This is a genomic window from Nonomuraea sp. NPDC050643 (assembly GCF_040654715.1).
Classification (GTDB): Bacteria; Actinomycetota; Actinomycetes; order Streptosporangiales; family Streptosporangiaceae; genus Nonomuraea.
The window spans coordinates 28074-54973 of record NZ_JBFAIM010000021.1 but is presented as its reverse complement, the minus strand read 5'-3'; the positions used below and the strand labels follow the sequence as shown (position 1 = coordinate 54973).

Annotated in this window: 24 protein-coding genes; 9 read left to right on the top strand and 15 right to left on the bottom strand. The window is 73.2% G+C overall.

Going from position 1 to position 26900, the window contains the following annotated elements; genetic code table 11:
- Positions 1-56: 56 nt before the first annotated feature.
- Together mtnA and AB0I15_RS27890 are read right to left on the bottom strand one after the other, a co-directional pair.
- Positions 57-995 carry an S-methyl-5-thioribose-1-phosphate isomerase gene (gene mtnA, locus AB0I15_RS27895; RefSeq protein WP_358101574.1) on the bottom strand — a complete coding sequence of 313 codons (939 nt, stop codon included), beginning with the start codon at positions 993-995 and terminating at the stop codon, positions 57-59.
- A 31-nt stretch (positions 996-1026) separates the two neighbouring features.
- Positions 1027-2892, bottom strand: a complete 1866-nt coding sequence (locus AB0I15_RS27890; protein WP_358101572.1) for a potassium transporter TrkA — start codon at positions 2890-2892, stop codon at positions 1027-1029.
- 95 nt (positions 2893-2987) lie between these two features.
- Here AB0I15_RS27890 and AB0I15_RS27885 point away from each other — a divergent pair, with 95 nt between their 5' ends.
- Positions 2988-4571, top strand: coding sequence for a protein kinase (locus tag AB0I15_RS27885; protein WP_358101569.1), 1584 nt, complete (start codon positions 2988-2990; stop codon positions 4569-4571).
- 58 nt (positions 4572-4629) lie between these two features.
- Complete coding sequence (locus tag AB0I15_RS27880) at positions 4630-5742, top strand: DUF5925 domain-containing protein (protein ID WP_358101567.1); 1113 nt, start codon at positions 4630-4632, stop codon at positions 5740-5742.
- 67 nt (positions 5743-5809) lie between these two features.
- On the opposite strand, the gene AB0I15_RS27875 is transcribed toward AB0I15_RS27880, so the two are convergent.
- Both AB0I15_RS27875 and AB0I15_RS27870 read right to left on the bottom strand, forming a co-directional pair.
- On the bottom strand, positions 5810-9040 hold the full coding sequence (locus AB0I15_RS27875; RefSeq protein ID WP_358101564.1) for a DUF6493 family protein: 3231 nt from the start codon (positions 9038-9040) through the stop codon (positions 5810-5812).
- A gap of 373 nt (positions 9041-9413) precedes the next feature.
- A complete protein-coding gene (locus AB0I15_RS27870; protein ID WP_358101561.1) occupies positions 9414-10796 on the bottom strand; it encodes an SWIM zinc finger family protein in 1383 nt (460 codons plus the stop codon).
- Positions 10797-10888: 92 nt separating this feature from the next.
- On the opposite strand from AB0I15_RS27870, the gene AB0I15_RS27865 reads away from it, so the two are divergent.
- The 5 genes from AB0I15_RS27865 to AB0I15_RS27845 all read left to right on the top strand — a co-directional run bounded on the left by AB0I15_RS27865 (position 10889) and on the right by AB0I15_RS27845 (position 16159).
- Complete coding sequence (locus AB0I15_RS27865; RefSeq protein ID WP_358101558.1) at positions 10889-12076, top strand: C39 family peptidase; 1188 nt, start codon at positions 10889-10891, stop codon at positions 12074-12076.
- A gap of 4 nt (positions 12077-12080) precedes the next feature.
- A complete protein-coding gene (locus AB0I15_RS27860; protein ID WP_358101556.1) occupies positions 12081-13937 on the top strand; it encodes a prolyl oligopeptidase family serine peptidase in 1857 nt (618 codons plus the stop codon).
- Entirely contained in the window at positions 13934-15196 is a 1263-nt protein-coding gene (locus tag AB0I15_RS27855) for a M20/M25/M40 family metallo-hydrolase (RefSeq protein ID WP_358101553.1), read from the top strand. Before AB0I15_RS27860 ends, AB0I15_RS27855 begins: the two co-directional genes overlap by 4 nt.
- Before the next feature lie 39 nt (positions 15197-15235).
- On the top strand, positions 15236-15475 hold the full coding sequence (locus AB0I15_RS27850) for a hypothetical protein (protein ID WP_358101550.1): 240 nt from the start codon (positions 15236-15238) through the stop codon (positions 15473-15475).
- Between the two features lie 84 nt (positions 15476-15559).
- Complete coding sequence (locus AB0I15_RS27845) at positions 15560-16159, top strand: TIGR03086 family metal-binding protein (protein WP_358101547.1); 600 nt, start codon at positions 15560-15562, stop codon at positions 16157-16159.
- 123 nt (positions 16160-16282) lie between these two features.
- Here the strand turns inward: AB0I15_RS27845 and AB0I15_RS27840 are convergent, their stop codons facing one another.
- From AB0I15_RS27840 to AB0I15_RS27815, 6 genes are all read right to left on the bottom strand, one after another.
- Complete coding sequence (locus AB0I15_RS27840) at positions 16283-17245, bottom strand: hypothetical protein (RefSeq protein WP_358101545.1); 963 nt, start codon at positions 17243-17245, stop codon at positions 16283-16285.
- A complete protein-coding gene (locus AB0I15_RS27835) occupies positions 17242-18096 on the bottom strand; it encodes an ABC transporter ATP-binding protein (RefSeq protein WP_358101542.1) in 855 nt (284 codons plus the stop codon). Before AB0I15_RS27835 ends, AB0I15_RS27840 begins: the two co-directional genes overlap by 4 nt.
- Positions 18093-18485, bottom strand: a complete 393-nt coding sequence (locus tag AB0I15_RS27830) for a GntR family transcriptional regulator (protein WP_358101539.1) — start codon at positions 18483-18485, stop codon at positions 18093-18095. The genes AB0I15_RS27835 and AB0I15_RS27830 overlap by 4 nt, the downstream gene beginning before the upstream one ends.
- 65 nt (positions 18486-18550) lie before the next feature.
- Positions 18551-19294 (bottom strand): DUF427 domain-containing protein, encoded by a 744-nt coding sequence (locus AB0I15_RS27825; protein WP_358101536.1) that lies wholly within the window; start codon positions 19292-19294, stop codon positions 18551-18553.
- An 84-nt stretch (positions 19295-19378) separates the two neighbouring features.
- Positions 19379-19966 carry a hypothetical protein gene (locus AB0I15_RS27820; RefSeq protein ID WP_358101533.1) on the bottom strand — a complete coding sequence of 196 codons (588 nt, stop codon included), beginning with the start codon at positions 19964-19966 and terminating at the stop codon, positions 19379-19381.
- A gap of 181 nt (positions 19967-20147) precedes the next feature.
- Complete coding sequence (locus tag AB0I15_RS27815) at positions 20148-20615, bottom strand: adenylyltransferase/cytidyltransferase family protein (protein ID WP_358101530.1); 468 nt, start codon at positions 20613-20615, stop codon at positions 20148-20150.
- Positions 20616-20876: 261 nt separating this feature from the next.
- Here AB0I15_RS27815 and AB0I15_RS27810 point away from each other — a divergent pair, with 261 nt between their 5' ends.
- Both AB0I15_RS27810 and AB0I15_RS27805 read left to right on the top strand, forming a co-directional pair.
- A complete protein-coding gene (locus AB0I15_RS27810) occupies positions 20877-21239 on the top strand; it encodes an ATP-binding protein (protein WP_358101527.1) in 363 nt (120 codons plus the stop codon).
- A 231-nt stretch (positions 21240-21470) separates the two neighbouring features.
- A complete protein-coding gene (locus AB0I15_RS27805; RefSeq protein ID WP_358101524.1) occupies positions 21471-21632 on the top strand; it encodes a hypothetical protein in 162 nt (53 codons plus the stop codon).
- Positions 21633-21646: 14 nt separating this feature from the next.
- Here AB0I15_RS27805 and AB0I15_RS27800 read toward each other — a convergent pair whose 3' ends face one another.
- The 5 genes from AB0I15_RS27800 to AB0I15_RS27780 form a co-directional block, all read right to left on the bottom strand.
- Positions 21647-22918 carry a DUF6596 domain-containing protein gene (locus tag AB0I15_RS27800; protein WP_358101521.1) on the bottom strand — a complete coding sequence of 424 codons (1272 nt, stop codon included), beginning with the start codon at positions 22916-22918 and terminating at the stop codon, positions 21647-21649.
- A 41-nt stretch (positions 22919-22959) separates the two neighbouring features.
- A complete protein-coding gene (locus tag AB0I15_RS27795; protein WP_358101518.1) occupies positions 22960-23304 on the bottom strand; it encodes a YciI family protein in 345 nt (114 codons plus the stop codon).
- Positions 23305-23420: 116 nt separating this feature from the next.
- Positions 23421-24392 carry a LuxR C-terminal-related transcriptional regulator gene (locus tag AB0I15_RS27790; protein WP_358101515.1) on the bottom strand — a complete coding sequence of 324 codons (972 nt, stop codon included), beginning with the start codon at positions 24390-24392 and terminating at the stop codon, positions 23421-23423.
- A 135-nt stretch (positions 24393-24527) separates the two neighbouring features.
- A complete protein-coding gene (locus tag AB0I15_RS27785; RefSeq protein WP_358101512.1) occupies positions 24528-24986 on the bottom strand; it encodes a hypothetical protein in 459 nt (152 codons plus the stop codon).
- 11 nt (positions 24987-24997) lie between these two features.
- Complete coding sequence (locus tag AB0I15_RS27780) at positions 24998-26698, bottom strand: FG-GAP-like repeat-containing protein (protein ID WP_358101509.1); 1701 nt, start codon at positions 26696-26698, stop codon at positions 24998-25000.
- Positions 26699-26900: the final 202 nt, after the last annotated feature.

The window sequence follows — 26900 nt, the reverse complement described above, 5'->3', positions numbered from 1 at the left end:
GACGACTGAGCGTAACGCGGGCGACGCGGACCGGTCATGGAGATCGGGGATTTGGCCTATGGTCTGATCACCCGCTTGTCCGTCACGATCGCGCTGATGAGGTCGTGCGGGGTCACGTCGAACGCCGGGTTGAGGGCCCGGGTGCCTTCGGGCGCCGTGCGTACGCCCCGGATCGACACGACCTCGTCCGCGCCCCGGTCCTCGATGTCGATCTGGTCGCCGGACGGGGTGCCGAGGTCGATGGTGGACTCGGGGGCGACCACCACGAACGGCACGCCGGCCCGCTCCGCGCCGAGCGCGAGGGCGTACGAGCCGATCTTGTTGGCGGTGTCGCCGTTGGCGGCGATGCGGTCGGCGCCGATGAGCACCGCGTCCACTCCCCCCTTGGCCAGCAGGTAGGGCCCCGCCGAGTCGGCGATGAGGCGGTGCGGCGCGCCCATCCTGGCCAGCTCCCACGTGGTGAGGCGGGCGCCCTGCAGCAGGGGGCGGGTCTCCAGCGCGAGCACCTCGGCCAGCCGCCCGCGCTCGTGCAGCGTCTGCACCACGCCGAGCGCGGTGCCGCGTTCGACGGCGGCGAGCCCGCCGGTGTTGCACACGGTCATGATCCGCAGCCGGTCGCCCTCGAGCAGGTCGGCCCCGCGCTCGCCCATCGCCCGGCAGGCGGCGATGTCGTCGTCGCGCACGCGCAGCGCCGCCGCCAGCACCGCCTCCGGCCCTCTGGGCAGGTGGGCGGCGGCCTGGTCGACGCCCCACGCGAGGTTGACGGCGGTGGGCCTGGCGGCGCGCAGCTCCGCGATCCGGACGGGGTCGCCGTCGGCCAGCGCCACGCCGAGCGCCCCAGCCACGCCGAGCGCGGGCGCCCCGCGCACGGCCAGCCGCCGGATGGCGTCCACGAGCTCGCCGACGGTGCTGATGCGGAGCATCACGCACTTGTCGGGGAGCAGTGTCTGGTCGACGAGCTCGATGGCGCCGTCGACCCAGTCGATGGTCCTCACGGGGCAAACGCTAGCTCACCGGCGGTCGGGATCACCGTTCGGCGAGAACGATGACCGAGTCCTTCTCCCCTAGCACGATGCTCTCCGACTTGTCCGGGTTCAGGACGATGCCGTAGTGCGGCGGGGCGTTGCGCGCCGTGGCGTCGCGATAGCCGATGGCGGTCTCTCCCCTGCGCCGGGCCGCCTCCACGACCGTGGTGAAGGTGACCTTCTGGCCCGGCTTGACGTACGAGGCGGCGGGGCGGGGGTAGATCTCCGAGCCGCGCGAGTCGAAGAGGTAGCCGAACACGTCCGCCAGGTGCCGGTTCTCGGCGAGCTGGGCGAGGAGCAGGCCGATGACGGTGTCGCTGATGACGATGTCGTCGGCCTCGGTGACCTCGGCCAGGGAGCGGTTGTTCTCGTCGTGCATCTCGCTGACGATCGAGTAGTGCTCGCTGAGCGTGCTCTGCATGTCGCGCAGTTGCAGCAGGGTCATGAGCGTGCGCGTGTCGGCGTGGTGCGGGTCGAAGCGGTCGTCGGACAGGACGATGACGTGCTGGAAGAGGCCGACGCCGAGCGACTCCAGCGCGAACCTGTCGGTGGTGTCGCAGTCCTTGACGTTGACGGTGAGGTTGCGCAGGCCGGCGAGGCTCGTACCGGCCTTGGGGTGGTCGGCGGCGACCTCCAGGACCGAGCCGGCGGCCACGTAGCCGTCGAGATAGCGGACGATCTGCTCGGCCCTGCCGTTCCAGTTGAGCAGGAGCGTGCGCTCTGGCTCGGTCGGCGCCGCGGCCTCCACGACGATGGCGCTCTCGTCCACGGACGGCTTGCCCGCGGCCAGGCGGACGTGGGAGTCGTCGTGCGCGATGACGATGACCTCGTCGTCGGCCTTGATGACGGTGTCCATGGGCGGGTTCAGCACGACGCCGGACGGCCTGCGCAGCCCGATCACGGACGCGGTCTGGTAGGCGTGCAGCGCCTCCCCGTACGTCAGCCCGACGGTCTTCTTGGGGGTGCGCAGGTAGATCTCGCCGCCGTCGAAGTTCAGCAGGTCCATGCAGACCACGGACATGCCGGACTGGCGCGACGACTGCACGATGAGCCTGGAGGCGGTGTCGTCGGAGTCGACGAGGTGCACGTCCTGGCCGCCGGCCAGGCGGGCGGCGGCGATGTTGCGGCTGGAGGCCAGGCCCGCGACCACCGGCGGGTGGATGCCGTCACGTTTGGCCAGCGCGAGCAGGATCTTGATGACGTGCGCGTCGGGGTCCTCGCCCTCGGGCGAGAGCACGACGACGGAGCGGGCCGCGGCCAGGTTCATCAGCGCGAGGTCGCGCGGCTCCGTGGGCCGTCCCGTCCGGCAGACCACGCGGGTCCTGCCGACGTCGCCGACGTGCTCGCGGATCTGCTCCTCCATCTCCAGCTTGTCGCGGTCCGCCAGTACGGCGATCGCCGAGCTCTTCTGGCTGGCGTGCGCCTTGACCAGCTCGGCCACGATCGTGAACACCTGATCCGACCAGCCGAGCACCACCGTGTGGCCGGACTCGACGATCCGCGAGCGGCCCCTGCGCAGGCGGTCCACCCTTTCCTTGAGCCCGTTCGACAGCAGGCCGACGAGCATGCTGACGATGAACAGCCCGCCGAGCGACCCGGCGAACATCACGGCCATGTACGCGATCGAGCCCTTGTCGCTGGCGACCTTGCTCGGGGTCAGCGCGTGCATGAGCGTGATCCAGAGCACCTCGCCCGCGTGCCCCACCCCGGCGGGCTCACCGGGCGCGAGCCACAGCGTGAGCGCGGCGACCACGAAGATCAGCGTGAGCGACACCACGGCCAGCCAGCCGATCAGCGACGCGGTGCCCTTGGACATGGTGTTGTCGAACCAGTACCGCGCCCGTTCGCGGAACGTGATTTTCGACACTTCCCCGATACCTCCGTGTAAGGAGTGATTTGACCCGACGTCACAAGGTACCGGTGGATCTTGGCTTCCGCATGGCGACCGGTAACCTAGCGGCCATGGCGCAGCCCCTCAGACCGGACGATCCGGCATCGCTGGGCGGTTACCGCCTGGCCGGGCGACTCGGCGAAGGCGGGCAGGGCGTGGTCTACCTCGCCCACGCCGCCGACGGCGAACCGGTCGCGATCAAGCTCCTGAGCACGGGCGACCAGCAGACGCGGGCCCGGCTGGCGCGTGAGCTCGACGCGCTGGAGAGCGTCGCCTCCTTCTGCACGGCCCGCGTGATCGACGTCTCGACCGACGGCCCGCGGCCTTTCGTGGTGAGCGAATACGTGCACGGCCCCTCGCTGGCCGACCGCGTACGCGAGCGCGGCCCCCTGCGCGGCGGCGACCTCGAACGCCTCCTCGTCGGCACGGCCACCGCGCTGGCGGCCATCCACGCGGCCGGGATCGTGCACCGCGACTTCAAGCCGGCCAACGTGCTGCTCGGGCCCGACGGGCCGCGCGTGGTGGACTTCGGCATCGCCAGGGCCGAGGGGCCGGCGACCATGACCTCCGGGCTGATCGGCACGCCGGCCTATCTGGCGCCGGAGCAGATCAACGGCTCGCCGGCGGCGCCTGCCTCCGACGTGTTCGCGTGGGCGGCGTCGATGGTGTACGCGGCGACGGGGACGAGCCCGTTCGGGGCGGACACCGTCCCGGCGGTGCTGCACCGGGTCCTGCACGCCGAGCCGGACCTGTCGCCGCTGCCGCCCCGGCTGCGCGAGGTGCTCGCCTCCTGCCTCGTCAAGGACCCGGCCCGGCGGCCGACGGCGCAGCACCTGATGCTGTCCCTGGTAGGCCCCAAGACATCACCCGGCACGGCGGCTCCGGCCCCTGGCACCCCATCCCCGGCCGGCCCTTTCCCGCAGGGGTCCGGCGCGGGCTCGGGCGCGCACGGGCGGCCTGGCGCGGCGCCGTTCCCGCAGGGGCCGTGGTCGCGGGACGGCGGGCCCACCGGACCGCAGGTCCCGGCGGAGACCACGTCCGGGACGGCGGGGGCGGGCCGCCGCCGGGGCGCGCTCATCGGCGCGGTGGTGGCCGTGGTGGTCGCGCTGGGCGCGGCCGGCGGCACGGCCCTGGTGCTGGCGAACCGCCCCGCCACGGACGTCGAGCGCTCACCGTCCGCCACGGGGACACCGGACACGACCCAGGCGCCCGACACCACCCAGGGAACGCCCCCGGCGTCGGAGACCCCCACCGCGCCGGAGAGCGACGACGAGGAGACATCCGGCGAGCAGACGCCCACCGACGACGCGGACCCCGGCCTGAAGATCCCGGCGACCTTCGAGGGAGACTGGTCTGGACACACCACCAGTAACAACCCTCTCGACCCCGACGGAGCGGAGAACGAGGTGAAGCTCAAAACGGGCGAGTCCACCGCGCTATGGTCGGAGAAGGACCAGGACGACGACTGCAAGGGGACCATCGCCCTGACCAAGGTGGAGGACACCCGGCTCACCTTCTCCCTCGGCGCGAACGAGGGCGGCTGCATCGCCGGCACGATCACGCTGAAGCTCGAGGGCGACGACCTCACGTATACCTGGCAGGACGTACCGGGGCCCGGTCTCGTCACACAGACCGGCGTCCTCAACAAGAATTAACTGGAATTCCCGTCAAAACCCTTCGACATCCGGTGATGAGATGGAGATCATGGAGGATATGTCTGTGATCAGGGAGGTGCCGTTCCCGAGCCAGGGCTCCTCCGCCGAGCTGCCGATGAACATCTGGATCGACGACGCCGATTCCGCCATCGATGTCATCGACGCGCTGGCGCTGTCGCCGTTCGCGACGGGTGCGCAGCCGTGGTCCCGCCTGGCCAACCTGGAGCGCGTACGCCCTGACGCCACGCTCACCCCCGCCGGGGGTCGCGTGCTGCGTACGGCGCGGGTCGAGGACGGCTCGGAGTCCCGGCTCATCAGCGGCGACGGCTGGACCCTGCGCGTCATCCGCCACCGCAACCGCACGGCGACGGTCAGCGTGACGGCGGTGAACGAAGACCTGGCCAAGACCGTGCTCGCGGAGAGCATCGACGGCGCCGAGGAGCCGGTGCCGGACGTCGACCACGTCGAGATGGGCTTCTGGTGGCGCGGCATGCACGGCGGCACCCGCTCGGAGAAGCCGATCACCGCCCAGCCGTGGGACGAGATCAGCCCCAACTACTCGGCCAAGGTCCGCCCGGCCCTCGAGCGGCTGATGTCGGTCACGCCGGCCGACGTCAACGGCCGCCTCATCCTCCTGCACGGCCAGCCCGGCACCGGCAAGACGACGCTGCTGCGCACGCTGGCCAAGCAGTGGAAGGACTGGTGCCAGGTCGACTGCGTCCTCGACCCGGAGCGGCTGTTCAACGAGCCCGGCTACCTGATGGAGGTGGCCGTCGGCTACGACACCGACGAGGACACGCAGCGCTGGCGGCTGCTGGTGCTGGAAGACTGCGACGAGTTGATCAGCGCGGGCGCCAAGGCGCAGGCGGGGCAGGGGCTGTCACGCCTGCTCAACCTGACCGACGGCCTGCTCGGCCAGGGCCGGGACGTCCTGGTGGCGATCACCACGAACGAGGACCTGACCCGTCTCCACCCGGCCGTCGTCCGCCCGGGCCGCTGCCTGGCCCAGGTGGAGGTGGGGCCGCTGACCAAGGACGAGGCGGTGTCGTGGCTCGGCTCGTCCCAGGGTGTCGGGCCGTCGGGGGCGACGCTGGCGCAGCTCTACGCACTGCGCGCCGGCCGCGACATCACCCCGACGCCGGACGACGACTCGACGGGCCTCTACCTCTGACCGGCGCCCGCCGGCCGCTCCCCCGGCGACACGAGGCCGGGACGAGCGGCGGCGGCGTTGAACGGGTTCACGTCAGGTAGGTGTGGAGGCGGCGGGCCTCGCGGACGTAGTTGTTCGACGCCCTCCGCTTCGCCACCTCCGCCACGCACGGCACCGGCCCCCGGGCCCCGGCCCACCGGGCGGCACGCAACGCGAAGGCGAGCCCCTGGGTGTGCCGGGTGTGCGGCCGTTCCCCGGGCCCCGGCAGATACGCCTCCAGGAACCCCGTCATGATCCGCCACACCTCCCGATGGGCGCCCAGCGCGGCGGCGCTCTCCAGGGTCTCGAAGACCGGCCCCGGCTTGAGCGCCGTCCTGCGTACGAGCGACGCCAGTTGCCGTCCCACCTCGGCGGCGTCGAGATCACCCCGTGCGGCCATGTCCACCACCGGTCCCGCCCGCTCCTCCGGCCGCCGCGACCAGCCCCGGTCGGCCACGAAGTAGGCCACCAGGAGGGCCACCCCCTCACCCGCCGGTCCGCCCGCCAGCGCCAGCGCGTACGCCTGCGAGGGTTCGACCTGCGGGCGGCGCCACCGGGCGAGCAACTGCGGCACGAGGTGAATGGCCACGGCCTCCCGGTGGGACGGCATCACGTACGGCCACCACGCCATGCAGGCGTCGTGCTCCTCCAGCCGGTGCGGTACGGGGCCGGAGAACAGCTCATCGACCAACGCCAGCCCAGTCGCCGCGACCCCCATCACGGGCACCAGGTCATAAACCCCCACACCGGACATCTCCCGTCCAGGCACGTACGCACGGACCGCCTCACCATCAGACACCTCAGCACCGGACATCTCACGATCGCGCACTTCCACGCGGGAAGGCTCACGGTCCGACAGCTCCGCACCGGACGACGCACGACCGCGCACGTCCGCACGAGACGACGCACGATCGGCCGCCCCCGCACCGGACGACGCGCGGTCGGACGCGCGTGTGCCGGACGGCCTACGGTCGCCGGGATGTTTCCGCTCCGGGCCGGGAGCGGGTGTGCCGGGTTGCGGAAGGATCGCCCATCCGATCTCCGTGCCCGGCTCGGGCCGCCCGCCGTCCATCCACCGTGCCGCCGCCCTGCCCGCCTCGGAAGTGAGCCGCCGCGCCCGGACCACCACCTCGGGCGCGACGTCCCGGGGCAGCCGCAGCAACGCCTGCTGCAGGTCGACCGGCATGGCCTGACGCCCCGAGCGCTCGTACCCGGCCAGCCGCTCCACCAGTTCCCCCGCGTCCACATGCCCGGTCCCCTCGGTGGGCTCGGCCAGCAGGTACGGCGGAAGCGTCTCCGCCTCGATCGCGTCATACACCTCGGCCCACCGCCGCAACAGGAACAAATAGGGCACCGGCACCTCACCCGCCAAAGGCAGCCACGGCACCCCTCTCCCCCGCCGCCTCCCCACCCCAAGCACCCCGACCCCCCACGGCCGCCTCCCGACCGCGCCCCTTGCGCCCCCGTCCCGACCGGCCCTATCTTCCCCATCCCCATCCTTGGCGCCCCCGCCCCGGCCGGCCCCATCCTTCACGGCCCCACCCCTGCCAGCCCCATGCTCCACGGCGCCACCCGTGCCGGCCCCATCCTTCACCGCGCCATCCTTCACCGCGCCATCCTTCACGGCCCCGACCCTTGCGGCCCCCTCCGCTCCGGCCACCCCAAGGGTGCGCGTCACGATGAGGCGGGCGATCTCACGAGCCCACTGCCCGAGATGCGACCACGACCGCCCGGGCCGCTCCCCGGACGGCCCTTCCTCGGCCAGCCTGCCGGCGAGCCCCTCCCGGTCGCTCCCGTACAGCCGTACGACCCCGGCCAGCCACAGCTCAGCCGCCTCCCACCCTGCTCCGTCACCCGGCACCCCCGCCAGATCCCGGACGGCGAGCACCGGCCCGGGGAACGGCCGGGGCAGCCGGGGCGCGGGCAGAGGCACAGGTACGAACCCGTCCGCGTCCCGTTCCCCCTCCCCGCCGAACACCGCCACCAGCGTCTCCCCGAGCTCCTGAGGCAGAACCCCCGCTGCGTCCCTGAGGACCCGTGCCCCGTCGGCGGTGAAGCGTTTGGCATGTTTGACCGCTATCCGCACCGCCCGCCCCTGCACGTCGGCCGACTCGCAGGCGAACGCGTGCCCCAGCCCGGAGGCCACGGCGTCCAGGTCGACGGCGGGGTCGCGGGCGACCTCGTCGAGCCACGTGAGCCCCGCCGTCACCAGCTTGCGCTCTTTGCGGAACAGCAGCGCCCCCAGGGCCCGCGTCACCTCGTCGGGTTCGAGCTCCGCGAGCCGGCGCACGTGCCGCAGCGCCGGCTCCGCCACGGCCGCGGGCGCGGCGGGCAGCAGCCGCAGGTAGTCGTGGTGCCGCTTGCCGACCTCGTCGTAGGCCGGTTCGAGCAGCTCGTGCAGGCGGACGAAGAAGCGCAGGTCGGCGGCGGGGCCGCCGCGCAGGAAGCGGCGCAGGCAGCCGTCGAGCAGCAGGTCGCGGCCGATCCGGCCGGTGCTCTGGAGCTCCTTGAGCGCGCCCGGCCAGACGGCGGGTACGGCGGCGCGCTCGTCCCGCAGCGCGGCCCCCACGCCCTCCGCCTCGAACAGGCGCGGCAGGAGGTGGTCGAGCAGCGGGTCCTCGGCGCTGGGCGGCGTGCTCACCCAGGCCACCACGAGCGGGTCGTGCGCGGGCGGCACGGCGCCGCTGCGGCGCAGCATGGCCAGGACGAGCGCGGCCATCCCGTCGGAGCCCCTGCGCCTGCGCGGCGCGGGTACAAGTTCGAGCGCGGCGCGGGTGGCGAAGGCGGCCTGCCAGGTGGGCGGGCGGTCCGACAGGACGCGTTCCAGGGCGGCGGTGGCCACGTCGGGCTCGGTCGCCGTGTCGCGCAGGTGGCCGAGCCAGGCGACGACCTCCGCGGGGCCGTCGATGGTGCCGGCGCCCGCGACCCGCATCGGGTCGATCCAATTCTCCTCGGGTGAGGGCCGCGAGGGTGGGTTCCAGGGGGCGTCCCAGCGCCACCGCTCGTGGTCGTAGACGGTACGGCCGTCGCGGGCGGACCTGCGTACGTACTCCTGCCAGGCCGCCTCGGAGGCCCGTTCGCGCCTGGTCACCCGCTCCTGCCGCCGGACCGTGGCCCGCCGCTCCGCGACCGCCAGGTGGCCGGACAGCGCATGGGCCACCTGGCGGCGTTCCTCGTCGCTGAGGGCGAGCACGCGGTCGGCCACCAGCTCGGCATCCCCGGTGTCGATGGCCGCCGCCACCACCTCCCACCCCGCCGCCATCGCCCCCGGCACATTCACGGCGCCGCCCCCACTACCCCACCCGCCGCCACCACTCCGAACCCACCCACCCCAACTGTCGCCACCGCCACCGCTGCCGGAGACAAGGCTGGGGCCGGGGACACGACCGAAACGGGGGCCGGAGGCGAAGCCACTTCCAGGGCTGAGAGAAGCGCTGGGGCCGGGGACACGACCGAAACCGGGGCCAGGGCCGAGACCAAGGCCGAGGCTGGAACCAGCGGTGGGGCCACGACTGAAGCCGGAGCCGGGACCGGGACCGAAGCCACGGCCAGGGCCGGGGTCGGAGCCGAAGCCACGGCCGAAGCCGGGGCCGGCGCGACCGGAGTCGGGGATGGAGGGTGGGTTGGGGTGGGTGGGTTGGGGGTGGTGGGGGTCACTGGGTGGCCTCCGTGGCCGCCGTCGCCTTGATCGTGTCGTTCAGCGGCCCGTCCATCGCGACCCGCGCGGCGATCCTGGCCGCCAGTACGTGCTTGCAGGGCCCGCGCGACCCCCGGTGGTCGAACCACCACGGGCACGTGCACTCGCCCGCCGCCATCCGCACCCGCCGCACCCCGCCGTCCGTGGTCACCTCGGCCAAGTCACCAGAGTCGCCGGGCAGCAGGCGGACGGCGCCGGAGTCGACCAGTCTCCTGGCGGAGGTGAGGCGCGGGTTGAGCTCGGCCACCTGCTCCTTGTCGTAGGGCAGCTCACGATGGAAGTGGGCCGCCTCGTGCAGGTCGTAGCCGACCCGGCCGGCCGTGCCGAGCTGGGTGAGCGCCGCGCGTACGCGGTCGAGGGGCAGGCCGGAGCGGTCGGCGAGGAGCCCCAGCTCCACGGTGGGCTCGAAGTTGAGCAGCATGCCCACCAGGTCGGCGTCGCCCGCGGCCTCGTCGGTGGACAGGTCGTCGAGGACCGCGCCCTCGCCGGAGAAGCCGCGCCACGGCTCGGGCGAGACGGCCAGGGTGTAGCGCATGCCGGGCAGCTCCAGTTCCCACGCGCTCGCGGTGGAGGAGCCGTCGGCGGGGCCGTAGACGCGCAGGGCCTTGGCGAACCTGAGCAGCGGCATGAGCGTGGCCACCCGCCCGGTGCCCGCCAGGCAGACGCCGCCCCGGCCGGGGCCGGCGGACAGGCGCAGGTCGCGGCCGGCGGGGACGGCCCAGACGGTGGAGCGGGCGCCACGGGGCAGCGAGCGCAGGAACCGTACGGCGTGCGGCCCCGACAGCTCCGCCCGCAGATCCCATCCGGCGGCGATCACCTGCACCTCGGCGAACCCGCGCAGCCACCGCGACGGCAGCGGCACCTTCTTCTCCACCACCGCGCCGTCGAGCGTGGTGACGGTCAGCTCGTCGGGCCCGACACCGAGGTGGAGCGGGTCCTTGCCGCCCACCCGGGCCAGCGACTCGCGCAGCGGGCCGTTGACGTCGACGTTGGTGGTGCCCCGGTCGAGCACGTCGCCGTCGAGCTCGAGCACGTCGAGCCGGGCGTAGACGCCTCCGCACGCCGAGAACGACTCGAACCGGAGCCGCCCGCCGTCGCACGTCACCACCGGGTCGCGGGTCCAGCCGGGCCGGGGCTGGTGGTAGCGGGCGAGCGCCACGTCGGCCACGGCCAGCAGCCCGGCCGCGGCGGGGGCCGCCTGGGACAGCAAGCCGCTGAAGAACCTGGGGTGGCTCTGGGGACCGGATAACGCCGTACCACCGGAGGTCGAGAGACCGAGCCTGCCGTCGGCGAGCACGGAGGGCCCGGCGTAGGAGTATGCCTGTACCGCTTGAGTCATGCCCCGAACCATAGAGATGATCACCGACACAATCGGCTCGGTACGTAAACCATCCGATGTGCGACAGAGGGTACGAAACCACAATGTGGCTGGTGCTCACCGTCGATCTGGCCCGCGTCGCCTTCGCCCGCTTCGCCGTGCCCGAGCCCGAGCCTGAGCCTGAGCCTGAGCTTGAGCCCGAGCCTGAGCCTGAGCCCGAGCCCGGGTCAGAGCTTGAGCGCGGGCCCGGGCCCGCGCTTGTGCCCGCGCATGCCTCAGAGCATGTGTCCGAGCATGTGTCCGAGCAGGCCGGTCCGGGTGTGTGGACCGGTGAGGAGCGGCTGATCGGCTTCGCGGCCACGCAGATCGTGCCGTCGTGGACCGCGCGCACCCCGCCCGGCTCCTGGATCGAGATCGCGCTGCGGGCCAGGACCACCCAGGGCGACCTCACCAAGTGGTACGTCATGGGCCGCTGGTCCGAGCACGGCGACCCGCGTACCTCGGTGCCCGGCCAGGGTGACGAGGACGGGGACGTGGCGGTGGACACGTTCGTGGCCAGGCGGCCGGTGGTGGCGTACCAGGTGCGGGTGACCCGGTACGGCGAAGGCGCCCGCGTGACCGGGCTGGGCGTGATGGCCTCGGCGCTGCCGCGCACCCCCGTGGTGGCGAGCGCGGCCGTCACGGCGGAGCCGGTGGAGCTGGCGGTGCCCCGGCACTCGCAGCACGCGCACGCCGGGCACCATCCGCGCTACGACGGCGGGGGCGCCAACTGGTGCAGCCCCGCGTCGGTGGCGATGGTGCTCGGCTTCTGGGGGCGCGGCCCGGCCCCCGGCGAGCTCGGCTGGGTGGGCGACGGCGACCCGGCGCCGGGCGTGGATCACGCGGCGGCCGGCGCGTACGACGACAGCTACCAGGGCACCGGCAACTGGCCGTTCAACGTCGCCTACGCGGGGCGGTACGACCTGGCCGGATTCGTCACGCGGCTGCGGTCGGCGGCGGAGCTGGAGTCGTTCGTCCGGGCCGGGATCCCAGTGATCACGTCGCTGTCGTTCAAGGAGCGGGAGCTGCCCGGCTCCTGCTACACCACCAACGGCCACATCCTCGTCGTCATCGGTTTCACGGCCGGGGGCGACGTCGTGGTCAACGATCCCGCCGCCCCCTGCGACGCCGAGGTCCGCCGGGTCTACCCGCGGGCGGCGTTCGAGCACGTATGGCTCAGGAGCTCGGGCAGCGGCGGCATCGTGTACGTCCTCCACCCGCCCGAGATTCCTCTTCCTCCCTGTACCAACGGCAATTGGTGAATTGATGAGCATTCGACCGATCGACGTGGCCCGTACCGACGGCGGCCCCCAGTGGGTGGAGGCGGTGGACACGCCCGCCGGAGCCGAGGTCTGGTGGGACGAGCCGCGCCCGCACGAGGGCGGCAGACGCTGCGTGGTGCGCCGCCTGCCGGACGGCTCCCGCGTCGACGCCCTGCCCCCCGGCTGGAACGCGCGCAACCGGCTCGTCGAGTACGGCGGCCGTTCCTGGCGCCCGCTGCCGGGCGGCGGCCTGGTGTTCACGAACTGGGCCGACCAGCGCCTCTACCGCGTGGACGGCGGCGAGCCGGCGCCGCTCACCCCGGAGGGCCCCTCCCGGTACGGCGACCTCTACCTCCCGCCGGGCCGCGACGAGGTGTGGGCGGTCAGGGAGACCGGCGACGTACGGGACCTGGTGGCGGTGCCGCTGGACGGCCGCCCGCTCACCGTCATCGTCAAAGCCCAGCATTTCCTGATGAACCCCCGCATTTCACCCGACGGCCGCCATGTCGCCTGGATCGGCTGGGACCACCCCAACATGCCCTGGGACGGTACGGAGCTGTGCGTGGCCCCGCTGACCGGCGACGGCACGGCCGGAGAGCACCGCGTGGTCGCCGGCGGCCCGGAGGAGTCGGTGACGCAGGCCGAGTGGCGCGACGACGGGCACCTGTACGCGGTGACCGACCCCACCGGCTGGTGGAACGTGCACCTCGTCCCCCTGGACGGCTCCCCCGGCCGCAACCTCACCCCGATGGAGCTGGAGTTCGGCGCCGCCGCCTGGAAGCCGGGCCAGACCTGCTTCGCGATCGCCGCGGACGGCCGCCTGGCCGTCGTCTACGGCACCGCCGACCACCGCCGCCTGGGCGTGCTCGACCCGGAGACGGGCGAGCTGCGGGAGCTCGGCGGCACGGCCACCCATTGGTCCTCCACCGTGTCGGTGGCGGGCGGCAAGGTGGTGGCGGTGGGGGCGACGCCGTACACGCCGCTGGAGGTGACGCTCGTGGACCTCGGCGACGGCGCGCACGAGGTGGTGTCGCCGCGCAAGCCGCTACCCGGCCGCGACCTGCTGCCCACGCCGGAGGCGGTGACGGTCGAGGGCGTGCACGCGCACCTGTACCCGCCGGCCGGCGCGCAGGGGCCGAGCCCGTACGTGATCTTCGTGCACGGCGGCCCCACCGGGAACCTCCCGATCATGCTCGACCTGGAGATCGCCTACTTCACCAGCAGGGGCATCGGCGTGGCCGTGGTGAACTACGGCGGGTCGACCGGCTACGGCCGCGCCTACCGCGAGCGGCTGCGCCACCAGTGGGGCGTGGTGGACGTGCACGACTGCGCCAAGGTGGCCCGCGGCCTGGTGGAGCTGGGCCGGGCCGACGCCGCCAAGCTCGCCATCCGCGGCGGCAGCGCGGGCGGCTGGACGACGGTGGCGGCGCTCGTGCACAGCGACGTGTTCGCCGGCGGGGTCGCGCACTACGCGATCACCGACCCGGAGAGCTGGGCGGCCGAGACGCACGACCTGGAGTCCCGCTACCTGGACGGCCTGGTGGGCCCGCTGCCCGAGACCCGGCAGCGCTACACCGAGCGCTCCCCGCTGCTGAACGCCGCCCGCGCGTCGGGCCCGTGCCTCATGCTGCACGGCCTGGAGGACGCGATCGTGGACGTGGGGCAGGCCGAGCGCTTCACCGCCGAACTGGACAAACACGGTAAAGAGTGGGCCCTGATCACCTTCCCCGGTGAGCAGCACGGCTGGCGCAGGGAGGAGACTATCGTCGCGGTGCTGGAGGCCGAGCTGGCCTTCTATGGGCTGATCTTCGGGATGGAGACCCCGGAGGTGCCCCCGCTGACACTGAAGGGAAGAGCGTGAAGAGCGTTGCCGAGATCTGCTCGGATCTGATCAGGTTCGACACCACCAACCCGGGTTCCGGAGAGCGGCCGGCCGCCGAATACGTGGCCACGCTGCTGTCCGACGCCGGGCTGGAGCCGGTGGTGTTCGAGTCGGCGCCGAGGCGGACCACGGTCGTGGCGAGGATCGAGGGCGACTCCCCCGACGCGCTGCTGGTGCACGGCCACCTCGACGTGGTGCCCGCAGACCCGTCCGAGTGGCGGCTGCACCCCTTCTCCGGGGAGATCGTGGACGACTGCGTGTACGGCCGGGGCGCGGTCGACATGAAGGGCTCGTGCGCGATGACGCTCGCGACCGTGCTCGGCCTGGCCGCCCGGGGCGTACGCCCGAAGCGTGACCTGGTGCTGGCGTTCCTGGCGGACGAGGAGGCGACGGGCGACTACGGCTCCCGGCACGCGGTGACCGAGCACCGGGAGCTGTTCGACGGCGTGACCGAGGCCATCAGCGAGTCTGGCGGCTTCAGCGTGGCCTCCGGCGGGCACCGGGTGTACCCGATCGCGGTGGGCGAGCGGGGCACGGCGTGGATGAGGCTGACCGCCCAGGGCGTGGCGGGGCACGGCTCGCGGCCGGCCGTGGACAACCCGGTCGCGACGCTGGTGCACGCGTTGTCGCGGGTGGCCTCGTACGAGTGGCCGGTACGGCTGACGCCCTCGGTCGCCGCGCTCGTCCAGAGCCTGTCGGAGATCACCGGGCAGCCCGTCGACCTGGACCGCCTCGACGCGGAGGCGGCCCGGCTCGGCCCGCTGGGCAGCCTGTTCAAGGGGCAGATCCGCAACTCGGCGAACCCGACGATGCTGGCGGCCGGCTACAAGGTGAACGTGGTGCCCTCGACGGCCGAGGCGCACGTGGACGGACGCTACCTGCCGGGGCTGCGGGAGGAGTTCCTGGAGACGATCGACGAGCTGCTCGGGCCGAAAGTCACCCGGGAGTTCGTGAACCTGGAGGACGCGCCCGACGCGCCGTACCCGTCGGCGTTCTTCGACGAGCTGGCGGCCTCGCTGGTGGCGGAGGACCCCATGGCCAGGCCGGTGCCGTACGTGATGGCGGGTGGCACCGACGCCAAGTCCTTCGCCAGGATCGGCATCAAGGGGTACGGCTTCGCGCCCCTCATGCTCCGGCCCGATCTCGACTACTTCGGGATGTTCCACGGCAAGGACGAGCGGGTCCCGGTGGAGGGCCTGGAGTTCGGCACCCGCGTCCTGACCCGCCTGCTCACCTGACCTGGGGCGGCCCGAACCAGGCGGCGAGCGCTGGACGCGGTGAACGGGCTGGTGTTCGGGTCGCTGCTGATGTCCGCGGGCGGGTTCGCGGGCGACTCCGAGGAGCACGCGGGGGCGCGGAACGTGGGGGCGTACATCCGCCAGATGGATCCCGTGGCGCTGCCGCACTTCAGCCGGCTGCTGCGCGGGACCCGCCAGGGCGTGGACCAGGAGGCCGACTTCACCTACGCTCTCGATCTACTGCTGCGCGGGCTGACGGCGGCGAGACCGGCGGGGTGACGGCGCGAACTGGCCACCGAAACTAGTGGAACAAACTATTCCGTTCTGATAGAGTGGAGGTACCGACAACGAAGGGGGCTCACCATGAGCAACAGCACCAACATCAGCGGCTGGGACGTTCTCGACGCCTCGCACGCGGCGCTGCGCGAGGCCGTGGCGGGCATCCCCGCGGACGGCTGGGAGCGGCCGACGCCGTGCGAGGGCTGGAGCGTCGCCCAGGTCTTCCAGCACGCCGTGGGCGACCAGATCGGCTTCGCCGCCGCGCTGACCGGTGAGCCCGGGCCGTCGTTCAACCCGTTCGACCCTTCGGGCACGCTGGACGGCGACCCGGCGGCGATGCTCGAGGACGCGCTGAGCCGCTCGGCCAAGGCGTGGGCCGGGGTGGACCGGGCGGCGGCGGAGGTGCCGACGCCGGTGCCGCCGCACAAGATGTCGCCGTGGTCCGGCTCGGCGGCGTGCGCGCTCGACGCGGCCGTGCACGCCTGGGACATCGCGATGGCGGCCGGCCGGCCCTCCCCGCTCACGCCCGAGCTGGCCCGGCCCCTGCTGAAGGTGGCCAAGGAGATCGTCGAGCCGCTGCGCGCCTGGGGCGCGTACGCCGCGGAGCTCGACGCGCAGCCCGGCGACGACGACGTGGCGGCCCTCCTGCGCTACCTCGGCCGCGACCCCCGCTGGACCGCCTGACCGGCACCGGACCCGCGACCTCCATCGGACCAGCCGCACGGGACCGCCCGCGCCGGTCGGCCCGGCGCGATCCGGACCGCTCGCCCCCGACGGGGTCTCCCAGCCCGGGAGGCCCCGTTTCCGTCAGCCCGCCCGGCGGAGGGTGCGGCGCACGGCCAGGGCGCCGAAGGCCGCCGACGCGAGCACCAGGATCCCCGCCTCCGTCCACTGGAAACGCCAGAACCGGGACGGCGGGTGGTAGTAGATCGCGTACCGATACCCCTTGCCGAACAGGCACTCCTGCCACGCCTCGGCGTTCCTGGAGCTGCGCCCGGCGTCCACCCGGCGTGGGCAGCCGGTCCCGGCCGGCTCGGCGACCTCCCGGCCTGAGGGCTCCACCCAGGCCGCGCCCACCAGCCGGACGTCGGCGTTCTCCAGCACCACACTGCCGGACAGCTCGGCACGCGCCGGGGCCGCGTAGTGGTCGCTCACCGAGAACAGCACCACCATGGTCGCCACCACCCCGGCCACGACCAGCGCCATCGCGGGCAGCGTCCGCCGGAAGACGGTTCCGGCCAGGGTGCCGAGCGCGAACGCGTACAGCCACCACGCCGCCGGCGCGACGCCGACCATGTTGAACACGCCGATGTTGCCAAAGGAGGAGTCGATCCCGGCCCGGAACACCGGCCGCCACAGGCTCACCATCAGCGACAGCAGCAGCCCGCCCGCCACCACCGCCCCGCCCAGCAGCGCGAGCTTGACCGCCAGCCACCGCCGCACGGGCACGGACTGGGTCCAGGCCAGGCGATGGGTGCCGCGCTCGTACTCGCGGCCGAGCAGCGGCGCGCCCCAGAACGCCCCGACCAGCGCGGGCAGCACGAGCGGCATCCACCCGAACACCGAGTAGACCGCCTGGTAGCGCTGCCCCAGCGCCACCTCCAGGTCGCCGCACGCCACGGCGGGCCCCGGGCAGCCGGGCGGGGCGTGGCCGGCCACGAACAGCCTGGCCTCCACCGCCGAGCCGAGCAGCAGGATCCCCAGCAGCGCCAGGAAGCCGGCCGTGACGAGGAGCTGCGCCCGATGCTGGCGCCAGGTCAGCCAGATCACGCGCCCACCTCCGCGAGCCCGGGCAGCGCCGCCGACTCGGGGCTGCGCAGATAGCCCATGACCAGCTCCTCGAGTCCGGCGCGGCGCACCTGCCAGCGCGGATCGAGCGCGGGCGCGCCCCTGACGAGCAGGCTGATCTGCCTCCCGCTACGGGTGGCGTCCACGACCGGCGCCCTGGCCGCCGTCGCCTCCGCCAGCTCCACGGGTCCCGTCAGCACGAGGTGACCGGCCAGCAGGTCCTCGATGTCCCCGCTGACCTGCAGCCGGCCGCCGTTCAGCACGATGAGCCAGTCGCAGGTCTCCTCGAGGTCGGAGACGACGTGCGAGGACAGCAGCACGGTCAGCTCCCGCTCGGCCACCTCCGCCATGATCGTGCGCATCACGTCGTGCCGGGCGAGGGGGTCGAGGTTGGCCAGCGGCTCGTCCAGCACGAGCAGGTCGGGCCGCCTGGCCAGCGCCAGTGTGATCGCCACCTGGGCCCGCTGCCCGCCCGACAGTCCGCCCACCTTCCGGCCGAGCGGGACGCCCAGGCGGCCGAGCCGGTCGGTGGCGGCGTGGCCGTCCCACTGGGCGTTCATGCGGCGGCCGAAGGTGAGCATCTCGGCGACGGTGAAGCCCTCGTACAGCGGCTTGTCCTGCGCCACGAACGCCACCTGGCCGGGCACCCGCACCTCGCCCCGAGCCGGCCGCAGCAGGCCGACGGCGGCGTGCATGAGCGTGGTCTTGCCCGCGCCGTTCGGCCCGACGAGCGCGGCCACGCGCCCGGCCGGGACGGACAGCGAGCACTCGCGCAGCGCCCAGGCGCGGCGATAGCGAACACCCAGCCCGGTCGCCTCCAGCGCCGCGCTCACGCCACCCCCTCCCGCGCGGAACCGGCGGTCACCACGGCGAACAGCGCGCGCAGGTCCTCCTCGTCGAGCCCGGCCGCCCGGGCCTCGCGCACCCACGCCTCCAGCCCGCGCCGCAGCCGCGTGTGGTCGGCGAGCGTCGGGCCCGCGACGCCCTCCCGCACGAACGTCCCCATCCCGGGCCGCCCCTCGACCAGCCCCTCGCGCTCCAGCTCCCGGTACGCCTTCAGCACGGTGTTGGGGTTGATGGCCAGGCTCTCGACCACCTCGCGGGCGGTGGGCAACTGGTCCCCCGGCCGCAGCGTGCCGAGCCTGAGGGCCTGCTTGACCTGGTGGACGAGCTGCAGGTACGTCGATACGCCCGAGCCGCGGTCAAGGCGAAAGTCGATCACCAAAACACCCATTCACTATTCGAATAGTGAAAGGGTGTTGTAAGACCTCGCCTGTTGTCAAACGGTCAGGCGAACTTGCTCTTCGGCCGCTCCTGGAGCTCGCCGTCCAGGTAGATGTCGAGCTTCTCGTTGTAGAACGCGACCAGCCCCGCCACCTTCTCGCTCTCCGGCAGCGGCGTCCGGTAGGACCACGCCAGGTCCTTCTCGCCGTTGACCGTCCAGTATTCGGCGGTCCCCTTGTACGGGCAGTGCGTGGCGGTGTCGGTGTGCTCGAGCAGGTCGAGCCGTACGTCCGTCTTCGGCAGGTAGTAGCGCGCGGGCAGCCCCGTCTCGAAGAGGACGCGCGGGCTGCGCGAGTCGGCCACGGTGACCCCGCCGACCTCGACCCGCACATGACGCGAGCTGTGCAGGATGTCGATCCTGGTGTACGGGTCGCGCGGGTGGAAGAAGACCTCCTCGTCCTCCTCGAACCAGGCGTCCATGGCGTCCCAGTCGAAGCGGACGTGGCCGCGGATCTGCTCCAGCGGCGAGTCGGGATAGCCCAGTGCCGCGTCGGCCGCCTCGACGGTGCCCGAGGTGACCGTGTAGACGACGGCGTCGCCCCTGCTCGGGGAGTGCTTGGTGGCGCCGGTGGCCTTCAGCGCCGACTCGTCCACGTCGTCCAGCGGGAAGTAGTAGGTGGGGTAGTAGGGCACTTCCCACACCAGAAGGGCGGAGGTGGTGTCGGCCACCACCCGGCCGCCGAGGTAGGTCCTCACACGCTTGGCCGTGCGCTCGACGCGTACGCGGCCGCGGTTCGTGGCATCCATGTTCGCGGCAACCCCGGGGGCTCTCCCGCTATTCCACGCCCCGCACGACCTCGAACAGCCCTTCGACAGGCCCCTGATCCCCGCTCAGCCGACGCCGAAGGCGCTCAGGGTGGCCCACGTCGTCAGGGTGCCGGCCACGGCTCCCGCGACGACCTGCGCCACGGTGTGGTGCGCGAGACGCACCCGGGCCCAGCACACCAGCGCCACCACCGCCGCTCCGGCGATCGCGGCCGGCCACGCGGGCAGGACGTGCGTGAACACCACGACCGTGCCCGCGGAGACGGCGGCGTGGAAGGAGATCTTCCAGCGCAGGGTGATCGGCACGGTCACGGCCAGCGCGACCAGCATCGCGGTCACGGTGGCGACGAGCAGCGTCGGCGCGCCCATCACGACCAGCAGCGCCAGCGCCACCAGCACGGCCGCCACCGCCGCGAGCAGCGGCCCCGTGCGGCGGGCGCGGTCCACGATGTGATGCGAGTCCAGCCGTCCGGAGCGCACCCCCACCGCGATCACGGCCGCCGGCACCCCGCCGCAGAACGCCGAGGCCACCAGCCCCCACGCGGCCCCGCTCCACCCTTGCGCGAGCAGGCCGACGACGGGCGGCATGACGATCACCAGCACCTGCGGTGCCAGCAGATTCGTCACCCGTTTCGCCACCGCGTCGGCCGTCATGTCAGGAAAGATTACGCGATCATGAGCCGTCCGCCGTCCAAGGGGTCGCTCCGGCGCCCCCGCCGGGGGACGGGGTTCCACGCGTCGAGGCGCCGTCAGCGGCGGGAACCGGCCGTTCCGCCGGACGGCGGGGTGGGCCGGGCGCCCTCGGGCGTGTCGGCCGCTCCTCCGGCGGAGGAGGTCAGCCCTTGCCGGCCGCGTTCACGATGCGGGTCGTGGAGCGGTCGGGGATGGCGTCCAGCTCCCAGCAGTCCGCGCCCAGGATCGCCGCCGCCGCCGCGCGGGCCCCCGCGTGCGGGTCGCCGGCCGTGTGCGCCAGCGCCGCCGGCCGCATCGGCGCCAGCAGGTCGATGTAGTCCTCCGGCCCGTGCGCCTCGGGCGGCCCGGTCACGATGAACACGCCGCTCACGAAACGGAGCGCGGCCAGCACCTCGGCGCGCTCCGCCGACGGGTTGTACGGCCGGCTCGGCCCCTTCCAGGCGCGCACGCGCGGATCGTCCTCGACCCCGACGACCAGCGGCAGCCCGCGCGCGGCCACCGCGCCCAGGTAGCGCACGTGGCCCACGTGCAGGATGTCGAAGACGCCGGTCACGACCGCCGCCCCCGCCCGTTCGTACGGCTGCACCCAGACGGCCTCCAGGCTGCTCACACGTCCTCCTGCTCCCCCACGGGCCTAGACGACTCGTCGATCGCAGCGTACTCGGTCGGCGTCCGGAGTCGTGCAGGCGACCTTGAGAAAGGGCATTCCTACCTTTTCGCGATAATCTGCACCCCCCGCCTGGCGCGTCTCATAACGTCACCGGATTTGGGGGAGGTCGCCGTGGCACCGCCGGACACGCACCTTGCAGATGAGGACGATCAACCCGGCGACGGCGATCCCGCGGTCCGGTTAGCGGGGATCCCGTCGCAGGTGTCCAGGGCCAGGGGCCACGTGACGTCCGTGCTCGGGCGCGAGCACCCGCTCTACGACGACGTGGTGCTGCTCACCAGCGAGCTGGCCACGAACGCGATCCTGCACACCAGGTCCGGCGCGGGGGGCTCGTTCACGGTGACCGTGACGAGTTCGGAGTCGGCGGTGCGGGTGCTCGTGTCGGACGCGGGCTCGGAGGGGCCGCCGTGCGTGTGCCGTACGAGTGCGCAGTCGACGAGTGGCCGCGGCCTGCCGCTGATCGAGGCGCTCAGCCACCGCTGGGGCTTCACCCGGCAGGACGGCTCCACGACGGTCTGGTTCGAGCTGCTGCAGGAGCGCGTGCCCGCCGCCGCGGCGTCCTGACGGGACGCCCTTGATCTCCCGCCGTGCGCGCATGAGCATGGTCGTGGGGACCGAGGACGGGAGACGCGCCCGCGTGAACGAGCACGGCGGCGACGCCCGCAAGATCAACCGCCAGAGCGGTCAGGGCGACGCCCAGGCGCGCCGATCCGCCCCGGCCGCCCCATCGACGGCGGCACGGGCACCGCCGCGCTGTCCTTCGGCGACGGCCCGCACCGGTGCCCCGGGTCGGGGGTGGCCATCCTCGAGACCGACGTCTTCCTCAGCCGCCTGTTCGCCGTCGAGGGCGTCCGGATGACGGCGCCGCCCCGGGTGAGCTTCAACAACGACATCGGCGGCTACGAGCTCCGCGGGCTCGTCGTCAGCGTGGGCGGCCCCCTGGGGTCATCCGCCTGACGGCCGTACGCGGGTCATCGGTCGCGTCCCTCGTCTTCGCACTCCCGCAGCCTGCGCAGCAGGTGCGCCCGCTCGGGCTCGGTGCCGGCCGAGCCGAGCGCCTCCCGGTAGGCCCGCGCCGCCTCGCGATGGCGGCCCAGACGCTGGAGCAGGTCGGCCCGCGCCGTCGCGTACGGGTGGTAGCCGCGCAGCCGATGCTCGCCGGCCAGCTCCTCCAGCAGCGCGAGCCCCGCCTCGGGACCGTCGCGCATGGCCACCGCCACCGCCCGGTTGAGCGCGACCACCGGGGAGGGCGCGAGCGTGAGCAGCACGTCGTACAGCGCCACGATCTGCGGCCAGTCGGTGGTCGCCACGTCGGCGGCCTCGTCGTGCAGCGCGGCGATGGCGGCCTGCACGCCGTAGAGGCCCGGCGGTCCGCCGGTGAGCGCCACGAGCACCAGGCTCTGACCCTCCTCGATCATCGCGCGGTCCCACCGTCCGCGGTCCTGGTCGTCGAGCAGCACCAGCTCGCCGTCCCCGCCGATCCTGGCCGCGTGGCGGGCGTGGACGAGCAGCGTCAGCGCGAGCAGCCCGGCCACCTCCCGCTCGCCGGGCAGCAGCCGGCGCAGGATCCGCGCCAGCCGGATGGCCTCCTCGGCCAGCGCCGGCCGCTGCAGGTCGGGGCCCGAGCTGGCCGCGTAGCCCTCGGTGAAGATCGAGTAGATCACCTGGAGCACACCAGGCAGCCGCTCGGGCAACTCGTCCGCGCCCGGCACGCGGAACGGAATGCGCGCCTCGCGGATCTTCTTCTTGGCCCGCACGATCCGCTTGGCCATGGTGGCCGGCGGGAGCAGGAAGGCCCGCGCCACCTCCGGCGTGGTCAGCCCGGCCAGGCAGCGCAGGGTCAGCGCCACCCGGTCCTCGGCGGGCAGGGCGGGGTGGGCGCAGGTGAAGAAGAGCTGCAGCCGCTCGTCGGGCAGCTCGCCGTCGGCGTCGGCCGCCGGCGCGGGGCCCGCGCGATCGGCCTCGACCTGGAGGACGGCCAGGCGCGCTGCGTAGGTCTTGTCGCGCCGCAGCCGGTCCACGGCGCGGCGCCGCGCGGTCGTCATCAGCCAGGCCCCCGGCTTCGGCGGCACGCCGTCGGCCGGCCAGCGGACCAGGGCCGCCTCGATCGCCTCCGAGGCGACCTCCTCGGCCAGGTCCAGGTCCCCGAAGCGGCGGACCAGCGCCGCGAGGAGCCTGCCCCGCTCCTCGCGGAAGATCGCCTCGATGGAGGGCCCCACCGGGTCGTGCCCGTCCGCCGCCATCACCGCTCCCTCGCCGAAACCGCCACCGGAACCGGAATCCGCTAGTCGAACTCGGCGATCGGCCGGACCACGACGGAGCCGCCGCCGCGCGCCCCCGGGCAGCGGGCCGCCCAGTCGAGCGCCACGTCGAGGTCGGGCACGTCGATGACGTAGTAGCCGCCGAGGATCTCCCGCGTCTCGGCGAACGGCCCGTCGGTGACCGTCCGCTCGCCCGACGGGCCCACGCGGACGGTGGTGGCGGTGGTCAGGTCGGCCAGCGAGTGGCCGGAGACGTGGACGCCCGACTCCCTGACGTCCTTGTCATAGGTCATCCACTCCTCGAACGACGCCCCGTCGGCGCTCTCGGTGTCACTCGCGGAGCTGTTGATGAGCAGCATGTACTTCATGGCCGGTCTCCCTGTGCCGTCACGCGGCGGCGGTCGCCGCGTCGCTATGTCTACGAACGGGACGGGCACGGAAGGACACGCCCCTCAGAACTTTTTATCGCGTGGGCGCCTTCGGCTCAGACGTCCAGCCGGCACAGCCCTTCGGCCAGGGCCTTGGTGGTCAGGCGGGTGCGGCTGTCGCAGCTCAGCTTGGCGAAGATGTGCTCCAGGTGGGTCGTCACCGTGCGGACGCTGAGCACGAGCGCGGCGGCGATCTGCGGGTTGGAGTCGCCGGCCGCCACCCGGGTCAGCACGTCCACCTCCCGCCCGGTGAGGTCGTAGGGGAGCGAGCACGGCCGCTCGGCCGCGATGGCGCCCTGGAGCGTCCCCTGGAAGCCGACGCCCGCCCGCAGCAGCCGCACCTCGTGCCAGCGGCCGTCGCGGTCGAGCCAGAGCCCGTGCCGGGTCAACTCCCTGGAGTCGATGAACGCCCGGGCGAACGCGGCCACCGCCGGCTCGAACAGCGCGGCCGACGTCTCACGCCCCGGCACCTCGCGGCGGACGCCCCGCCGGTCGAAGGCGATCACGCGGTAGTCGGACGGCAGCCCCACCGGGTCGATCACGCACCTGCTGAGGTCGGTGACGTGGGCCAGTATCGGGCTCGCCGCCGCCACCAGCGCCCCGGTGAGCCGGGGGAAGTCCTCCCGGGAGGCCAGGTGCAGCAGCCCGGTGTAGCGGCCCTCGCTCAGGAACAGCGGCGCGGTGAGCCCGGCCCGCCAGCCGTAGGGGGCCAGGTGGCGGCGGAAGTATCGCTCGGTCCCTGGCTCCTCCGGCATGCCCACCGGCGCGCGGGTGGCCATGGCCGTACGGTAGGCCTGCAGCCCCGCGTATTCCTCGGCCGCGTCACCGTCGATGCGCGCGTGCCCGTCGGACACGACGCTGTGGTGCCGCCCGGTGGCGGGGTCGTAGGCGACGAACTCGTAGGCGTCGAGCGCGACCACGCGCCGCAGCGCCGCCATCGCCCCATGAGCGCCCCCACCGCCCGCGACCTGGTAGCCGACCTCGGCGAACGCCTGGAGGCGGCAGACGTCCAGGGTGATCTCGGCCACCGCCTCTTTATATCATTGCCCGATTTTGCACGAACCTTGACCGAACCCTGCCCGAACGGACCGCGCCCCCTCACCGGAACGGCGAGGGGGCGCTGAGGCGACCACCACGCGGGAGGCGTCATTGTGCGGGAGGCGTCACTGTGCGGCCAGCCGGCCGGCCAGGTCGCGCAGGACGGGTTCGGGGTCGTTCTCGGCCGCCTGGCGGATCCGGGCGGTCATCTGCGCGGTGCCCAGCCCCGCCGCCGACGACAGGGCCACCTTGCGCACCCCCACGTCGTCGTCGGCGAGCAGCCGTCCGGCGACGTCGTCGGCGACCGACCCCGCGCCCTCCCCGAGGTTGCGCAGGCCGGACGCGGCCGCGACGCGGACGGGCGGCTGCGGGCTGCCGGCCGCGGCCGACACGATGGCGTCCGCCGCCTCCCCGCCGACGAGGCTGGCGAGGTAGACGGCCTTGCTGGCCAGCATGACGTCCGGCCCTTGAGCGAAGCGCTCCAGATGGGGCAGCGCGTCGCGCCCGAAGGCGGTGGCCGCCGCCACGTAGTCGACCTCGTCCGCGTCGAGGAAGCTCCGCACGTCCTCCATGGTGACTGGCATGACTCCTCCTCCTACTCGGCGTGGGTCAGGGTCTGGGCGCGCATCGCGATGACCTCGCCGGACGACAGGTCGGGCGGCGGGTTCGTGATGTTGCCGGTGCCGTTCCCCGTCATGAGCCGGTTGTTGTCGTTGACGTGCCGCAGGCTCAGCACGTGGCCGAGCTCGTGCGCCAGCGTCCACTGGGTGGCGCCCTGGGCCACCACGGCGCCCGGCCGGTCCGCCGGGTGGGCGGCGCAGCCGTTGAACGGCGGGACGGTGCTGCGGACGAAGTAGACGACCATGTCGCCGGGCGCCACGTTGTTCCGGTTGCCGAAGAGCTGGGTCTGCTCGGCGGTGACGACGCCCAGCGAGCACGTGCCGACGTCCACGTCGTTCAGCGCGGGCAGGTTGAGCGTCTCGGTGCTCGCGATCTGCACCCGGATGCCGACGGCCTCGTACACCTGGCGCATCGCCACGAGCATCTGGTCGATGGAGATCGTGGGGTTGGTGAGGATCTTGACGTGCACGCGGACCATCTCGGTCTCCATGCCGAAGTGGTTGTCGGCGGTGTTGAGCAGCCAGCCGCCGAACCGGGTGCCGTTCTGCGCCATCATCGGCACGGTCATCGTGCCGCCGGACAGCTTCAGCAGCCCGATCCCCCACGGGCTGGTGACGAGGATCTCCGCCCGCTTGTCGCCGTCGAAGTCGCCGATCACGTCGAAGCGGTTGTCGGCCGTGTTCAGCAGCCAGCCGCCGAAGCGCGTCCCGTTCGGCGCCATCATCGGCGCGGCCAGGGTGCTGCCCGACAACTCCAGCACGCCGATCCCCCACGGGCTGGAGACGAGCAGTTCGTCCCGGCCGTCGCCGTCGTAGTCGGAGGCGGGCCCGAACCGGTTGTCGAGCGTGTTGAGCAGCCAGCCGCCGAACCTGGTCCCGTTCGCGGCCATCATGAGCGGGTTGAACGTGGCGCCCACCAGTTTGAGGATCCCGAGCCCCCACGGGCTGGTGACCAGCACCTCCTTGCGCCCGTCGCCGTCGTAGTCGGCCACGTTACCGAAGTGGTTGTCGCCGGTGTTCAGCAGCCAGCCGCCGAACCGGGTGCCGTTGGGGACCATCATCTGCGGGACCAGCGTGCCGCCCGACAGCTCCATCACGCCGATGCCCCACGGGCTGGTGACGACGATCTCGGCGCGGCCGTCGCCGTCGAGGTCGCCGACCGGGCCGAAGCGGTTGTCGGCCGTGTTGAGCAGCCAGCCGCCGAACCGCGTGCCGTTCGGCGCCATCATCAGCACGCTGAAGGTGGTGCCGCTCAGCTTGAGTATCCCGATCCCCCACGGGCTGGTGACGAGGATCTCCTCCTTGCCGTCGCCGTCGTAGTCGGCGGCCGGCCCGAAGCGGTTGTCGGCCGTGTTGAGCAGCCAGCCGCCGAAGCGGGTGCCGTTCGGGGCCATGGCGAGCGCGCGGAACGTGCCGCCCTCCCGCTTGAGCACGCCCACCCCCCACGGGCTGGTGACGACGATCTCGGCCTTGCCGTCGCCGTCGAGGTCCGCCAGCAGGTCGAAGCGGTTGTCGGCGGTGTTCAGCAGCCAGCCGTCGAACCTCGTGCCGTTGGCGGCCATCACCGGAGCGGAGAGCGTGTTCCCGGCGAGATCGAGAACGCCCAGCCCCCACGGGCTGGTGACCGGTATCTCCGCCCTTCCGTTGCCGTCGAAGTCGCTGTTGCGTAGTGACATGGAACCCCCAGTCGGCTAGCTCGTGGCTCGACCGTAGGCAGCCGGTCCTGGGGGCCGCATCAGGGCGTCACCTAGGGGGTTCCCTAACCGTGGCGGCCGCATAAGCCCGTGGCGGCCGCATAAGCCCGTGGCGGCCGCATAAGCCCGTGGCGGCCGCATAAGCCCGTGGCGGCCGCATAAGCCCGTGGCGGCCGCATAAGCC

Bases quoted from the DNA above. Each gene is read 5' to 3' on its own strand.
- AB0I15_RS27785 (WP_358101512.1), bottom strand. From the start codon at position 24,986: ATGCCAGTCACCATGGAGGACGTGCGGAGCTTCCTCGACGCGGACGAG.
- AB0I15_RS27780 (WP_358101509.1), bottom strand. From the start codon at position 26,698: ATGTCACTACGCAACAGCGACTTCGACGGCAACGGAAGGGCGGAGATA.
- AB0I15_RS27885 (WP_358101569.1), top strand. From the start codon at position 2,988: ATGGCGCAGCCCCTCAGACCGGACGATCCGGCATCGCTGGGCGGTTAC.
- AB0I15_RS27845 (WP_358101547.1), top strand. From the start codon at position 15,560: ATGAGCAACAGCACCAACATCAGCGGCTGGGACGTTCTCGACGCCTCG.
- AB0I15_RS27795 (WP_358101518.1), bottom strand. From the start codon at position 23,304: ATGAAGTACATGCTGCTCATCAACAGCTCCGCGAGTGACACCGAGAGC.
- AB0I15_RS27880 (WP_358101567.1), top strand. From the start codon at position 4,630: ATGTCTGTGATCAGGGAGGTGCCGTTCCCGAGCCAGGGCTCCTCCGCC.
- AB0I15_RS27860 (WP_358101556.1), top strand. From the start codon at position 12,081: ATGAGCATTCGACCGATCGACGTGGCCCGTACCGACGGCGGCCCCCAG.
- AB0I15_RS27825 (WP_358101536.1), bottom strand. From the start codon at position 19,294: ATGGATGCCACGAACCGCGGCCGCGTACGCGTCGAGCGCACGGCCAAG.
- AB0I15_RS27820 (WP_358101533.1), bottom strand. From the start codon at position 19,966: ATGACGGCCGACGCGGTGGCGAAACGGGTGACGAATCTGCTGGCACCG.
- AB0I15_RS27800 (WP_358101521.1), bottom strand. From the start codon at position 22,918: ATGGCGGCGGACGGGCACGACCCGGTGGGGCCCTCCATCGAGGCGATC.
- AB0I15_RS27870 (WP_358101561.1), bottom strand. From the start codon at position 10,796: ATGACTCAAGCGGTACAGGCATACTCCTACGCCGGGCCCTCCGTGCTC.